The sequence below is a fragment of the Nisaea sp. genome, assembly GCF_965216895.1.
Classification (GTDB): Bacteria; Pseudomonadota; Alphaproteobacteria; order Thalassobaculales; family Thalassobaculaceae; genus Nisaea.
In genome coordinates this window covers 2,541,048-2,554,561 of sequence record NZ_OZ244205.1, presented here as the reverse complement: position 1 = coordinate 2,554,561, position 13,514 = coordinate 2,541,048, and the positions used below count along the sequence as shown (strand labels likewise).

Annotated in this window: 12 protein-coding genes; 4 read left to right on the top strand and 8 right to left on the bottom strand. The window is 62.7% G+C overall.

The features are described from left to right. From ACOOE1_RS12280 to ACOOE1_RS12270, 3 genes are all read left to right on the top strand, one after another. Complete coding sequence (locus ACOOE1_RS12280) at positions 1-1,065, top strand: homocysteine S-methyltransferase family protein (protein ID WP_420402483.1); 1,065 nt, start codon at positions 1-3, stop codon at positions 1,063-1,065. After that, the gene (metH, locus tag ACOOE1_RS12275) at positions 1,062-3,728 is read left to right on the top strand and encodes a methionine synthase (RefSeq protein ID WP_420402482.1); all 2,667 of its coding nucleotides are present in this window, start codon (positions 1,062-1,064) and stop codon (positions 3,726-3,728) included. The genes ACOOE1_RS12280 and metH overlap by 4 nt, the downstream gene beginning before the upstream one ends. Positions 3,729-3,801: 73 nt before the next feature. After that, positions 3,802-5,013, top strand: coding sequence for a TIGR04372 family glycosyltransferase (locus tag ACOOE1_RS12270; RefSeq protein ID WP_420402481.1), 1,212 nt, complete (start codon positions 3,802-3,804; stop codon positions 5,011-5,013). 12 nt (positions 5,014-5,025) lie between these two features. On the opposite strand, the gene ACOOE1_RS12265 is transcribed toward ACOOE1_RS12270, so the two are convergent. Then, positions 5,026-5,733: a GNAT family N-acetyltransferase gene (locus tag ACOOE1_RS12265; RefSeq protein ID WP_420402480.1), complete on the bottom strand. Its 708-nt coding sequence runs from the start codon at positions 5,731-5,733 to the stop codon at positions 5,026-5,028. A gap of 216 nt (positions 5,734-5,949) precedes the next feature. On the opposite strand from ACOOE1_RS12265, the gene ACOOE1_RS12260 reads away from it, so the two are divergent. Beyond that, positions 5,950-6,930 (top strand): lysylphosphatidylglycerol synthase transmembrane domain-containing protein, encoded by a 981-nt coding sequence (locus ACOOE1_RS12260; RefSeq protein ID WP_420402479.1) that lies wholly within the window; start codon positions 5,950-5,952, stop codon positions 6,928-6,930. Here ACOOE1_RS12260 and ACOOE1_RS12255 read toward each other — a convergent pair. Genes ACOOE1_RS12255 through ACOOE1_RS12225 form a run of 7 tightly spaced genes read right to left on the bottom strand, consistent with a single transcriptional unit; the run spans position 6,927 to position 13,505 of the window. Further along, positions 6,927-8,063, bottom strand: a complete 1,137-nt coding sequence (locus ACOOE1_RS12255; RefSeq protein ID WP_420402478.1) for a DegT/DnrJ/EryC1/StrS family aminotransferase — start codon at positions 8,061-8,063, stop codon at positions 6,927-6,929. The two genes, ACOOE1_RS12260 and ACOOE1_RS12255, sit on opposite strands and share 4 nt — an antisense overlap. Further along, positions 8,063-9,169, bottom strand: a complete 1,107-nt coding sequence (locus ACOOE1_RS12250) for an alpha-ketoacid dehydrogenase subunit beta (protein ID WP_420402477.1) — start codon at positions 9,167-9,169, stop codon at positions 8,063-8,065. The genes ACOOE1_RS12255 and ACOOE1_RS12250 overlap by 1 nt, the downstream gene beginning before the upstream one ends. Beyond that, complete coding sequence (locus tag ACOOE1_RS12245) at positions 9,156-10,118, bottom strand: thiamine pyrophosphate-dependent dehydrogenase E1 component subunit alpha (protein WP_420402476.1); 963 nt, start codon at positions 10,116-10,118, stop codon at positions 9,156-9,158. The genes ACOOE1_RS12250 and ACOOE1_RS12245 overlap by 14 nt, the downstream gene beginning before the upstream one ends. A gap of 20 nt (positions 10,119-10,138) precedes the next feature. After that, positions 10,139-11,260 (bottom strand): radical SAM protein, encoded by a 1,122-nt coding sequence (locus ACOOE1_RS12240; RefSeq protein WP_420402475.1) that lies wholly within the window; start codon positions 11,258-11,260, stop codon positions 10,139-10,141. Positions 11,261-11,289: 29 nt separating this feature from the next. Continuing rightward, positions 11,290-12,030 (bottom strand): hypothetical protein, encoded by a 741-nt coding sequence (locus ACOOE1_RS12235; protein WP_420402474.1) that lies wholly within the window; start codon positions 12,028-12,030, stop codon positions 11,290-11,292. 7 nt (positions 12,031-12,037) lie between these two features. Next, positions 12,038-12,358, bottom strand: coding sequence for a hypothetical protein (locus tag ACOOE1_RS12230; protein ID WP_420402473.1), 321 nt, complete (start codon positions 12,356-12,358; stop codon positions 12,038-12,040). A 16-nt stretch (positions 12,359-12,374) separates the two neighbouring features. Further along, positions 12,375-13,505, bottom strand: a complete 1,131-nt coding sequence (locus ACOOE1_RS12225; protein ID WP_420402472.1) for a DegT/DnrJ/EryC1/StrS family aminotransferase — start codon at positions 13,503-13,505, stop codon at positions 12,375-12,377. Positions 13,506-13,514: the final 9 nt, after the last annotated feature.

Here is a 13,514-nt window from a genome sequence, read left to right as displayed (position 1 = left end):
ATGACACGCGAACAGCGCAGGGCTGCCTTCGATCTGCTGCTCGGCGAACGCATCCTGGTGATGGACGGTGCCATGGGCACAATGATCCAAGGCTATGATCTGGACGAGGCCGGCTATCGTGGCGAACGTCTGAAGCAGCATGGTCACGATCTGCGCGGCAACAACGACATTCTCAACCTGACGCGTCCGGACATCGTCGAGGAAATCCACCGCGCCTATTTCGAGGCCGGCGCCGACATCGTCGAGACCAATACCTTCAGCGCCACCTCGATCGCCCAGGCGGATTACGCGGCAGAGGACCTGGTCGCCGAGATCAATGTCGAGGGGGCGCGACTCGCGCGGCGTGCAGCAGACAGGGTGGAAGAAGAAAATCCCGGGCGTGTCTGTTTCGTCGCCGGTGCGCTCGGCCCGACCAACCGGACGGCCTCGATCTCGCCGGACGTCAACGATCCGGCTGCCCGCAACGTGACCTTCGACGCGCTGGTTGCGGCCTACAAGGAAGCCGCGCGCGGACTCGTCGAGGGCGGCGCGGATCTGTTGCTGGTCGAGACCATCTTCGACACCCTGAATGCCAAGGCGGCGCTGTTTGCCATCGACGAACTCGGCGAGGAGACGGGCCTGCATCTGCCGCTGATGATCTCCGGCACCATCACCGATCTTTCTGGCCGCACGCTCTCCGGCCAGACGCCGGAAGCGTTCTGGAATTCCGTCCGGCACGCCAATCCCGTCAGCGTCGGGCTCAATTGCGCCCTCGGGGCGAAACAGCTGCGCGGCTTCCTTGCCGAGCTCTCCCGTGTCGCAGAGACAAGGGCCAGTGCCTATCCGAATGCCGGCCTGCCGAATGCTTTCGGCGGTTATGACGAGACCCCGGAGGAGACCGCGCGCGAGATCGGCGCCTGGGCACGCGACGGACTGGTCAATATCGTCGGTGGCTGCTGCGGCACGACGCCGGACCATATCAGCGCCATCGCCGAGGCGGTTGCGGATGTCCCGCCGCGAGACATACCGGCGCCCCCGAGACGAATGCGCCTGTCCGGCCTCGAGCCGTTCGAGGTGCCGGCATGAGCACCGCGACCGACAGCACCGCCCGCTTCGTCAATATCGGCGAGCGCACCAATGTCACCGGCTCCGCGCGTTTCAAGCGGCTGATCCTCGAGGGCGACTACGAAACCGCGCTCGAGGTCGCGCGCCAGCAGGTCGAGAACGGTGCGCAGATCATCGACATCAACATGGACGAGGCGATGCTGGATTCGAAGGAGGCGATGGTCCGCTTCCTCAATCTGATCTCCTCCGAGCCGGATATCTGCAAGGTGCCGGTGATGATCGACAGCTCCAAATGGGAGGTGATCGAGGCCGGGCTGAAATGCGTCCAGGGCAAGTCGGTGGTGAACTCCATCAGCCTGAAGGAAGGCGAGGAGCCGTTCCTCCGGCAGGCCCGGCTGGTGCGGCGCTATGGCGCCGCCGTCGTGGTCATGGCTTTCGACGAAGAAGGCCAGGCGGACACGGCGGAGCGCAAGTTCGAGATCTGCAAGCGCTCCTACGACCTGTTGGTCGAGAAGGTCGGATTCCCGCCCGAGGACATCATCTTCGACCCGAACATCTTCGCGGTGGCGACGGGGATCGAGGAGCACAACAATTACGGCCTGGATTTCATCGAGGCGGCGCGGCGCATCCGCAAGGAACTGCCGGGCGCCCATGTCTCCGGCGGCCTCTCCAACCTTTCCTTCTCCTTCCGCGGCAACAACACGGTCCGCGAGGCAATCCATTCGGTCTTCCTGTTCCATGCGATCAAGGCCGGCATGGACATGGCGATCGTCAATGCGGGCGCGCTGCCGGTCTACGAGGACATTCCCGAAGAGCTGCGCGAGCGGGCGGAGGATGTCGTCCTCAACCGGCGCGATGACGCGACTGAGCGGCTGCTGGAAATTGCCGAGAATTTCCGCGGTCAGGCGAAGGCACAGGAAGCGGATCTCAGCTGGCGGGAGCAGGATGTGTCGGCCCGCCTGTCCCATGCTCTGGTTCACGGCATCGCAGATTTCGTCGAGCAGGATGTCGAGGAGGCGCGCCTCTCCATGGGGCGGCCGCTCGACGTCATCGAAGGGCCGCTGATGTCCGGAATGAATGTCGTCGGCGATCTGTTCGGGGCCGGCAAGATGTTCCTGCCGCAGGTGGTCAAGAGCGCCCGGGTGATGAAAAAGGCCGTTGCCATTCTGCTGCCGTACATGGAGCAGGAGGCGGATGGAAGCTCCCGCTCGAACGGCAAGATCCTGCTCGCGACCGTGAAGGGCGACGTGCACGATATCGGCAAGAACATCGTGGGCGTCGTGCTCCAGTGCAACAATTACGAGGTTATCGATCTCGGAGTCATGGTGCCTTCGGCGAAGATCCTCGAGGTCGCGAAGACGGAGAACGTGGACGCCATCGGTCTTTCCGGGCTGATCACGCCTAGTCTCGAGGAGATGTGCTACATCGCCTCCGAGATGAAGCGCGAAGGCATGGGCCTGCCGCTGATGATCGGCGGCGCGACCACCAGCAAGGTGCACACGGCGGTGAAGATTTCGCCGAACTATGACGGGCCCGTGGTCTACGTGACCGACGCCTCGCGCGCGGTCGGCGTCACCGGCAATCTCTTTTCCGCCAGCAACAGCAAGAACTTCTCCGCCGAGGTCGCGAACGAATACGAGAAGATTCGCGCCCATCACGCCCGTGGAAACAGCGGCGCGAAGCGGCTGACCCTGGCCGAGGCGCGGGAAAACCGGGAAGCGTTGGATTGGCAGAACTACACGCCGCCGAAACCGTCTTTCCTCGGTACCAGAGTGTTCGATAATTACGACCTCTCCGAACTGGCCGACCGGATCGACTGGAAACCCTTCTTCCAGGCCTGGGAACTCCATGGCCGCTTCCCGGATATCCTCGACGACCCGAAAGTCGGTGCGGCGGCCCGCCCGCTCTATGACGACGGCATGCGCATGCTGGAAAGCATGCTTGCCGAAAAGTGGATCCGTGCCCGCGCCGTGATCGGCTTCTGGCCGGCGGCGTCGGTGGGCGACGACATCGCTCTCTTCACCGACGAGGGCCGGAAGGACACGCTCGGCACCATTCACACCCTGCGCCAGCAGCGCATTCACAGCCGCGCCGACCGGGCGAACCTGGCGCTATCAGACTTCGTGGCGCCGCTCGAATCCGGAGTGCCGGATTATCTCGGCGGCTTCGCTGTGACGACCGGTGCCGAGATCGATGAACGGGCGAAGCGCCTCGAGGCGAAGCACGACGATTACGACGCGATCCTGATGAAAGTCCTCGGCGACCGTCTGGCGGAAGCCTTCGCCGAGCGCATGCACGAGCGGGTGCGCAAGGAGTTCTGGGGCTACGCGCCGGACGAGACTCTCGACAACGATCAGCTGATCGGCGAGGAATATCGCGGCATCCGGCCGGCTCCGGGCTACCCGGCCTGTCCGGACCATACGGAGAAGCCGGAACTCTTCCGTTTGCTGGATGCCGAAGCCGCGACAGGGATCTCGTTGACCGAGAGCTGTGCCATGTGGCCGGCCTCCTCGGTGTCGGGCTTGTATTTCGCGCATCCTGAGGCCCGCTATTTCGGACTCGGTCGGATCGGTCGCGATCAGGTCGCCGACTATGCCAGGCGCAAAGGCGTGACGGTCGAAGAGGTCGAACGCTGGCTCGCCTCGAACCTCGACTACGATCCGAAGGTGGAGGCTGCCGCGTAACAAAAATCGGCGCTTCGCCGGTTTGGCGATGTTATGGTCACGTGCTTGATTCAAGAGACAAAGGCACGACCTCATGCATCGGGATCGCACCGAGCTCTTCAAGACTGAACTGACGGAACCGGACCGGCTCGCGCATCATCTTAGGCGGCTGCTCGATCTGGTCCGCCCGCATGTCCGGCCGGGTGCGAAAACCCTCGTCTACGTCAATGCGCAGGTGGCGCGTATCGGGCATCTGACTCATGAGACATGGTGCCTCGCCCATCTGAAGGCGATGGGCTATGACCGGATGATCATCGTGACGGCGCCGCTCGCTGACTATGCGAACAAGGCATTCCGCGAGGTGATGGATCTGGATTTCACGGTCGTCGAGACCGACGACCTGATCCTCACGACTCTCGGCTTCATCGATGCGGGACTGGTGTCGGTGGAGGGAGCGGACCTGCTGCTGCTGCCGACCCTCAAATTCTCCGAATACCATACCCGCCTCCTCGCCGGCGGCGCGCGCCATGTCTTCTTCACCCTGCCCGACGGGATCCGGGCGCGAACCGAACGTTATCTCGAAGCGCGCGGACTGGACCCGCGGGCGCCGTTCGCGGTCATGCATGTGCGCGACGCCGGGTTCGCACCGGAGATGAGCTATCACTCGTTCCGGTTCAGCCCGATCGAGAGCTACAGGCCGGCCGTCGAACGCCTGCTCGAACGTGGCCTGAACGTGTTGCGCATCGGGGATGCCGCAAGTCCGGCACTAGAGATCCGCTCGCCGAACTACCGCGAGGTCATGCGCGACGAGGAATATGATGACTATCTGGATGTCGGGCTCTGCGGGCTCTGCCGCATGGGCATCTGCACCCTTTCCGGACCGTGGTCGCTGTTGCAGGGGTTCGGCAAACCGATTTTCTTCACGAATGCCTATCCGCAAACCTTCTGGAGCTTCCTTCCGCAGGAAGTCACCTTCTACAAGCATTTCTTTGACAAGAGCGGGCACGAACTCAGCTATTCGGAGCAATGGCAACATGGCGTTCAGCATGTGCTCTTTGCCGAGGAACTCGAGACCAAGGGACTCACGGTCGAGAGCAATTCGGCCGAGGAACTGCTTGCGGGTGCCGAGGAGATGCTGAAGCGCCTCGAGGATCCGGAATGGGAAGACGCGGCGCTGCAACAGCGGTACGCCGAGGTTGCGGGCACATATGACCCGAACGTTCGCCCGCCGTCGGGCGAGGTGGCCCGCTGGCCGCGGCGTCTGGGAGTCAGCTACGCGAAACTGAACCCCGGCTTCCTGGATTAACCGCCGCCGGCGTCAGGCGATGCCGACAGGTTCGGGCGTGAAGTGAAACGTCCGGGAGCGCGCCGTCTCGACATAGCCGAGTTTTCGGTAGAGCGCGAGGGCGCCGTGGTTGCCTGCCTGTGTCGCAATTAGGGTTTTTCCGAGCCGAGCCGCATAAAAGGCGAATGCCGCTCTTAGCAATTGCGCGCCGATCCCTTTCCCCTGGTGCCCGTCCGCGACCGCAATGAGGTCGACGATCATCAATCCGTCCCGCACGAGGCAGCCATTGAATCCGAGAATTGCGCCGTCCTTCTCGTAGATGAAGGTTCTGTCCGCGCGTCCTGTAACCTCGTTCCGGGCCCAGGCGGCCTTGATTCGTGCCGCGACGCTGTCGGCGACCAGCGGGTCGGCATGGTAGCGGTCGGCGGCAAACGTGGTCTTGGCAATCGCGGAGCAGGCGTCCGCGTCACCCGGCCGCGAGAACCGGATCGCGGCGGCCCGAAAGTCCGTGTCCTCATGTGCGAGGGGGCGTTCGAGGGAAACCAGCGTCTCGATTTCGCGAAATCCCGAGTTCGCGGTCGGCATGCCCCAGGACACCGGGATGCGGACCGACACCAGCGCCGCATCTTCCGGCACAAGGTCGCGGAGAGACGCAATCTCGTCCGCCGACGCGATCTCGATCCGGTAGACGGGTGCGCCGATGAGACCGGAATCAAACGGCTGTGGGACGCAAATTGCCATCCGGTTCCAACTCCCAGCTTTCTCAGTGTCATCGACGCGCGACCATCTGAAGCATAAAGTTCCGTCGCATCGCTGCCGTCAAGTAGTGCCGTTCAGCCATGTCCGGCCAATTTTCTGATCCATATCGGTGGACTTGGGATTACAATCACTCGATCTCGGCTAACGGCCGGGACATGTCCCGGCCGGAGAGAGCAATCCGGCTACCAGACGCCCCAAGTGGAAGAACGGAAACCAAGCACGGTGAGATCAAGACTATTCCTAAAGCTTGCAGTCAGCCTCTGCTTGATAGGATCGCTTCTTTATCATGTCGATTTTTCGCGTCTGCTTTCGGCGGCGCTCTCACCATCTCTGCCGCTGCTCGCCGCTGTCGTCGGTATTGTCATCCTTCAGTTCTGTGTCGGCGCGACCCGCTGGTTCCTGCTGATCCGCGGGACCGGCGCACCGCTTTCCCCATGGCAGACCTTCCGTATTCTCCTGGCCGGGATGTTCTTCAACCAGGCGCTCCCGGGATCGCTCAGTTCGGATACGGTCCGGATCTGGCTGGTGAGCCGCCACGGCCTGCCGCTGTCGCGTGCCGCAAGCACTGTTCTCCTGGACCGGACCGCCGGGCTCGTTTCGATCCTGACTATGCTTGTCGTGACCAGCGTCACGGTGGCCAAGGTGGCGCCCGATCCCAATCTCGAAACGATCGCGATCCTCGTTGTCGGCGGCGCGATGGTGCTGCTCGCCATGGGGCTTTCCAGCGCTGACTGGATTGCCGACATGATCGAGGATCATCGTTTTGGTCGCCCCTTTGCGGCAATGCTCCGCGACAGCCGCGTGCTCTGGCGTGCCGGCTATCGGTCTGCAATCATCATTGGCCTGAGCTATCTGCTTCACGTGATCAGCGCGCTCGGGCTTTGGGTCGTGTTCCGTTCGATTTCGGTCGAGGTCGATTTCCTCATGGTGTTGGGAGCGCTGCCACTGGTGATTCTCGGCACCCTGCTGCCAATCTCTGTCGGCGGCTGGGGTGTGCGCGAGGGCCTTATGGTCGGAATCTTTGTGATGACCGGCATGGCGCCGGAGCAGGCCCTGGCGGCGTCGATCCTCTGGGGAATGGCGGTCATCGTTGCCGCTAGCCTCGGCGGGCTCCTATGGCTCCTCAGCCGGCCCGCCGGAAGCGAGCGTGTAAGCGACGCGATCGAGCCCGCCGGCTAACGCCCGTAGAACGCTCTCACGACCTCGATCAGGTAATCGATTTCCTCCGGCGAGAGATGTTGGTCGGCGGGGAAGCTGATCATCGTTTCTGCATGCCTGTCGGTGACGGGAAACGCGCCGTCGGTGTATCCGAGATGACGCAGGGCATCCTGTTTGTAGAGCGCGATCGGATAATGCACCTTTGCGTCGACCCCGCGGGCGTGACAATGCGCCAGCAGCGCGTCCCGCTGTTCCGCGAAGACCACGTAATTCAGGAATACCGCCCGTTCGCCCGGACCTTTCGCGGCCCGGCGGGCCGGGATGGTGATTTCCGGGATGTCGGCGAATCCTGCATCGTAGCGCGCCGCATTCCGGATCCGCCGGGAAACGATATCCTCGACCTTGGCGACGATCCACTTGCCGACCACGGCCTGCACGGAATCGAGCCGCGAATTGTAGCCGAGGATCTCCATCTCGTCCCGGTTGCGCAGGCCGTGGTTGCGAAGCAGCCGGCACATCCGGTCCATATCCGGGTCGTCCGTGACGATGACGCCCGCATCGCCCCATACATTGATGATCTTCAGCGGATGCATGGAGAAGCCACCGGCGATGCCCCAGGTTCCGGCCGGGCGTCCGGCTTCCATTGCCAGCAGGCTCTGGCAGGCATCCTCGACCACCTTGAGGTCGTATTTTTCGGCGATCTCGGTGATCCGGGTCATGTTCGCCATGTCGCCGGCCAGATGCACCGGCATGATCGCCCTGGTGCGCGGCGTGATCGCGGCTTCGATAAGGTCCGGATCGATCGCGAACGTGTCGTCGCAATCGACGAAGACGATCCGGGCGCCGGTCTCCGTAATGGCGCCGGCGGTCGCGTAGAACGTATTGGCGGCGGTGATGACTTCGTCACCGGGGCCGATCCCGAGCGCCTTCAGCGGAATTTTGAGCGCGTCCGTGCCGGAGCCGACGCCGATCGCGTACTTGCAGCCAACGGCGGCGGCGAACATTTGCTCGAACTCGTCGACCACCTTGCCAAGGGTGAAGTCCGTCGATCGGACGAGGGCTTTCAGTTCGTCGAAAACCGCGTCGACATCGGCGAACTGCTGTTCGAGCGGCGAATAGCGCACCTTCATTTCGGGTGCAGCATCGGCAGCCATCAGAACGGGCCTCTGAAGAAAGGATCCGGCACGTCGATCGGGACATCGGCGCGGTCGGTCAGTATTGTTTCCTCGATCCCGGAGATCTTCGCGTCCTCGATCCCCATCATCTCGCCGGCGGTGCGGGCGATCCGTGCGGCGTCCGGATAGAAGCCGCGTACCAGACCGCGCGAACTCGGGGTTGGGTGATCCGGCAGCCCCATGCGGACCGGGGCTGCCTCCAGCAGGTCGAAGCAGCGGGACGTGACTTCCGAGGCGATTTCCGCGCCGATGCCGAACATCCGGAAGCCGGTATCGACGGTAAGAAGGCGCCCGGTGCGGGCGACGCTCTCCACGATCGGGTCGAGATTGAGCGGGCGCACGACCCGGAGATCGATCACCTCGACCGGGAAGCCGGCCTCCGTCAGCCTGTCGGCGGCGCGCACCGCTTCCAGCGTCATGTAAGAGGTCGCAACGATCGTGAGGCCTTCACCCTTGCGCACGGTGCGCGGGCCGTCGAGCGGGCAGTGGACATAGCCCGCGGTCACGGCGCTTGTCGTATAGTGCGACCAGCGGTGTTCGATCACGACCACCGGATTATCGTCCTCGACCGCAGCCGCCACCATGCCTTTCGCGTCTTCGGCAAAGGCCGGCATGACCACTTTCAGGCCCGGCACGTGGGCGAAAATCGCCTCCATGCTCTGGGAGTGTTCCGGCCCCTGGCCCCAGCCACGACCGACGATCATGCGCAGCACCAGCGGCACTTTGTGCTGGCCCTTGCTGACATAGTGCGACTTTGCGGCGTTGTTCAGGATCTGCTCGAGAGCGAGCAGGGCGAACTCGACGCGCTGCAGGCTCACCACCGGACGCTTTCCGGCCATGGCGGCTCCGATCGCGATGCCGATCAGACCGTTCTCGGCGATCGGCATCTCGATCATTCGCTCGTGGCCGATATGCTTGCCGATATCCTTCAGCGTGCCGAAAAGCGCGGCCGGATCCTCGACACCCTCGCCGAAGAAGATCACCGACGGATCGCGCTTCGCCGCTTCGAGAAGGCCGTCGCGGATTGCGGTGCCCATATTGATGATCGGGGCGTCGGCCGCACCCTTGGGGTCAGGCATAGACATGGGCACGTGCCTCGCTCGGCTCCGGCAGCGGAGAATTGATTGCAAAGGTGAAGGCCGCATCGACCTCGGCCATCACTTCCTTCTCGAGGGCCGCATAATCGGCGGCCGACAGCAGGTGATGAGTCTCGAGAACTTTCCTGTAGCGTTCCAGCGGATCCTTGGCGCGCCAGGCCTGGAACTCGTCCTCCGTCCGGTAACCGATATGATTGTCGTAGTTCGGCCCGCAATGCTCGCGCCAGCGGTAGGTGTCGAGCAGCAGGAAGGCCGGTTTCCCCGCGCGGGCCATCTCGACGGCCCAGCCTGCACTCTCGCGCACTGCGTCGAGATCGTTGCCGTCGGCATGGCGACTCTCGATACCGTGCGCCGTCGGTACGTCGGTCAGCGGGCGGTCCGGTTGCCTGTCAGCGAGGTTGGTATAGACCGAATAGAGGTTGTTCTCGCAGACATAGACGATGGGCAGGCCGCGCAGCCGGGCGAAATTTGCGGATTCGTGGAAAGCGCCTTCCTCGAGACAGGCATCGCCGAGAAACGAGACGGTGACCCTGCTGTTGCCGTCGAACATGTCGGAGAGGGCCGTCCCGGTTGCCAGCGGAATGGAACTGGCGACAATCGGGACGCTCGCCATCATGCCGGCTCCCGGGTCCATCAGGTGCATCGAGCCGCCGCGTCCGCCGATGCAGCCGTCCCGCTTGCCGTAGATTTCCGCCATCATTGCATTGAGGTTGCCCCCCTTGGCGAGATAATGGGCGTGTGAACGATGGCTGCTGAAGACCCTGTCCTCATGCTTCAGGACGTCGCAGACGCCGACCGCTGCAGCCTCCTGGCCGATCGAGAGATGGACGGGGCAGCGCATTTCCTGCTCGGCATAGCGTTCCGCGATGGTTTCCTCGACCAGACGGATGCGCAACATCTGCCTCAGGCAGCGCAGCCGGTAATCGTGTGCGGCCATATTGGTTCCTTGCTCCGGGCTCAGATGAAATTGATATGCATCGGCGGTTCGCCTTCCATCTTCGGAAGGTCGAAATCGCCCTTCTGGTAGCCGTCCAGGAACTCATTCACCTTGTGCTGCAGGCAGAGGCTGCCGCACATTTTCTGTGCGTTGAAATCCGGGCTGGCAAGGTAGTTCATCACTTCCCAATAGCGGTCGCTGTTGAAAATATCGCGGAACCGCTGCTCGGTGATATTCCCGATATGAAACTTCTTGTAGCGCTCGTTGAAGAGCATGCCGCAAGGGGCGACCAGGCCGGAGCCCGACATCTGCAACATGAAGGGGGCGCCATAGCAGCGCTGGTAGCTGCGTGTTCCCTCGGTATCGATCTTCGACCATTTGACCGTCACCTGATAGCTCTCGTCGGAAAGCGCTTCGGCGGCATGCAGGGTGTCGTAGAGGCTGGCATAGCCGCCATAATCGACCCCGAGGGAGCCGTCTTCGTCGTCGCTGCAATGCTTGATGACGAGATAGTCGGGGCGGAGCTCCTGGCCCAGACGGGCGAGCGGCATGATCTGATCGTGATATTCCGGCATCAGTACCATCTGCATGCCGATGGTGACGTCCAGATCCTGTTCGCGCTTGATCTCGCCCATCGCCTTGATGTTCTCGCAGACCCGGTCGAACCAGTGTTCCTTCACGCCCATGATCTCGGCGTAGCGTGCGCGCTCGCCGGCAGAGATGTTGACGCGCAGATAGGTGAGCGCCGGCAGCACCTCCTCCAGCTTCCGCCGGTTCAGCACGAAACCGTTGGTGCCGACGGCCATCGAGAGCCCGAGTTCGTGGCCGTATTTGCAGGCATCGACGAAAACCGGCGAGATCGTGCTCTCGCCGTCCGAGACGAGGCTGATTCCCTTGACCCCGATCTCGGCGCAATCCTCCAGGAACTCGAAGATCGCTTTCTTGTCGATGACCTTGCGTTCGTTCTCCTGCAGCATCGCATAGCAGAAATGGCAGGCGAAATTGCAGGCACGGGTCAGCGACATGTCGATCGTGATCGGCGCGATCCGCTCGCCGCGCTCCCAGGCATCGATACGGTCCTGGTGCCAGGCGATCTTGGTGCCGTCCAGGATCAGCTCGACGTGATCTGTCATTCCGGTCATGGCTTCATTCCTCGCGGTTCAGCCCCGCTCTAGAGACGCCGGATGCGGTTTGCGTCCTTCACCACTTCGGTGAAGAGTTCGATTCGCTCGCCTGTCTTGTCGCGGAGATGGCGTTCGAGATGCATCAATATGCCCGGTTTGTCCCAAACAGGTATCTCTTCGTCGAATACGAGAAACAGACGATCATATTGGTCGATTTCAACCAGTTCGAAGGCGTTCGCCGCTATTTCATGCGCCGCCTTGAAGCTCTCGATGTGCGGCAGGACGAGGTTCCGTTTGCCGGTCCTGTCGAGTTCTTTCCAGGTATCGCTATACGGCCGATCGAAGAAATTGGTGTCGCTGTGTCGCCCGAACCGCGCTTCCGTTTTCCGCCGCAGCGCCGCCACGAGCTTCAGCGGCACCGAGAAACAGGCACCGGCGTTCCGCGGGGTCAGGATGCCTCTTACCGGGGCGGGCTCCGCAGGGTCACGCAGTCTCTGCAACGCGAAATTGAGCCCGTGCTCTATCAGTTCGCGGGCGGGGACGCCACCAGCATAATCGCACAAGACGTCCAGAATGGCTGCTTCCGGCGCGGATTGCGGAGCCCAGAACCGGGCTCGCCGGATCGTTTCCGAGCCGCTCTCGAATTCCAGGGCGAGTCCCATATCCGCTTGTTCGACCGCGAGGTCGCCGAAGGTTCCGCTGCCGGATGGCTCTAGATGCGACAGGGATCGCAGCCGCTCAGCGATCCGCCCCGCGAGGGCGGCGGGAATGCCGGGCTGCTCGCTCATGACCGTCTCAGGCTTTGATATTGCTGATATGGACAAGACTGAAGTCCCCATGATCGTCGATCTCTATATCCGAGATCGGCCCCAAGGCGGCGCGCAGTTCCCCGCGTTTCGCCGACGGCAGGCTGGAGTTCGCAACGCGCAGCGTAAACATCTCGGTGCCGAAAGCGGCGGCCGCTTCCACCATGTTGAGGATACTGGCGACCGGATCCTCGTCGGGCACCCACATCTCGAGAAAGTCGAGATCGACGCCGTGGCTGCGCAACTGGTTCAACAGCCTGTCCTCGTAGGAGGCGACGAGGTTCTCGTAATTGATCGCCTGCTCGCTCATGCGATTTGCTCCGGCATCAGTTCGCCTTCGACAAGAAGCGGTTCACGGTTTCCGCCACGCGGGTGATGTCCGCTTCCGTCAGATTCTGATTGGCCGGAAGGGTAAGGATCCGGCGGGATTGCTCTTCGGTAACCGGGAAGTCACCGACCTTGTGGCCAAGATATGCCGCCGCCGGCTGCAAGTGGATCGGCACCGGATAGTGGATCGCGGTGCCGATGCCGTGCGCACCCAGATGGGCCTGCAGTTCGTCGCGCCGGTCGACCTGGATGACGAAGGTATGGAACGTGTTGAATTCAATCTCCCGGCAGGGCGGCGCGAAAACCAGGTCCGGATCGAGAAGTGTGCGGTAGAGCGCGACGTTGCGCCGGCGCTTCTCGATCAGCGCGTCCATCTTGCCAAGGCGGTAACACAGGATCGCGGCCTGAATCTGGTCCATCCGCGAAACGGAGCCGAAACGGGCCACGGTATTGCGGTCGACCAGTCCGTGATTGCGGTAGAGGCGGGCATAGTTGGCGACGTCGTCCCGGTCGGTGGTCAGAAACCCGGCATCGCCGCAGGCATTCAGGTTCTTCAGCGGATGAGCCGAAAAGCACCCGACGTCGCCGAGCGCGCCGCTCATGACGCCATCGTAGCGCGAGCCGATCGATTGCGCCGCGTCCTCGATAATTGCAAGACCGTGCCGCGCGGCGATTTCCCGGATCGGCTTCATGTCCGCGATTCGGCCGGTCAGGTGAACAGGCATGATCGCTTTGGTTTTCGCCGTGATCTTCCTTTCGATCTCTGCCGGATCGATGTTCTGGTCCGCAAGCACGTCCGCGAAGACCGGGGTGGCGCCGACATGGGCGATCACCGCGGTAGAGGCGACAAAGGAATTCGGCGGCGTGATGACCTCGTCCCCGTGCCCGATCCCCAATGCGGCGAGCGCGAGGATCAACGCGTCGGTTCCGGAGTTCAGCGCCACCGCATGCTTGGTGCCGCAAAGCTCGGCCAGCGCGGTTTCGAGTTTCTCATTCCAGGGCCCACCGACATACATGCCGCTCATCAGGATCTCTTCGATGATCGGCATGAGTTCGTCGCGCTCCTCGGCAAACTGGGCACCGATATTCACGTAGGGAATGGGAGGTTCGGGCGTGCGCGTATCCGGCATTTCTTTCCT

Coding starts and splice junctions, on each gene's coding strand:
- ACOOE1_RS12230 (WP_420402473.1), bottom strand. CDS start 12,358: ATGAGCGAGCAGGCGATCAATTACGAGAACCTCGTCGCCTCCTACGAG.
- ACOOE1_RS12240 (WP_420402475.1), bottom strand. CDS start 11,260: ATGACCGGAATGACAGATCACGTCGAGCTGATCCTGGACGGCACCAAG.
- ACOOE1_RS12265 (WP_420402480.1), bottom strand. CDS start 5,733: ATGGCAATTTGCGTCCCACAGCCGTTTGATTCCGGTCTCATCGGCGCA.
- ACOOE1_RS12235 (WP_420402474.1), bottom strand. CDS start 12,030: ATGAGCGAGCAGCCCGGCATTCCCGCCGCCCTCGCGGGGCGGATCGCT.
- ACOOE1_RS12270 (WP_420402481.1), top strand. CDS start 3,802: ATGCATCGGGATCGCACCGAGCTCTTCAAGACTGAACTGACGGAACCG.
- metH (WP_420402482.1), top strand. CDS start 1,062: ATGAGCACCGCGACCGACAGCACCGCCCGCTTCGTCAATATCGGCGAG.
- ACOOE1_RS12280 (WP_420402483.1), top strand. CDS start 1: ATGACACGCGAACAGCGCAGGGCTGCCTTCGATCTGCTGCTCGGCGAA.
- ACOOE1_RS12255 (WP_420402478.1), bottom strand. CDS start 8,063: ATGGCTGCCGATGCTGCACCCGAAATGAAGGTGCGCTATTCGCCGCTC.
- ACOOE1_RS12250 (WP_420402477.1), bottom strand. CDS start 9,169: ATGTCTATGCCTGACCCCAAGGGTGCGGCCGACGCCCCGATCATCAAT.
- ACOOE1_RS12225 (WP_420402472.1), bottom strand. CDS start 13,505: ATGCCGGATACGCGCACGCCCGAACCTCCCATTCCCTACGTGAATATC.
- ACOOE1_RS12245 (WP_420402476.1), bottom strand. CDS start 10,118: ATGGCCGCACACGATTACCGGCTGCGCTGCCTGAGGCAGATGTTGCGC.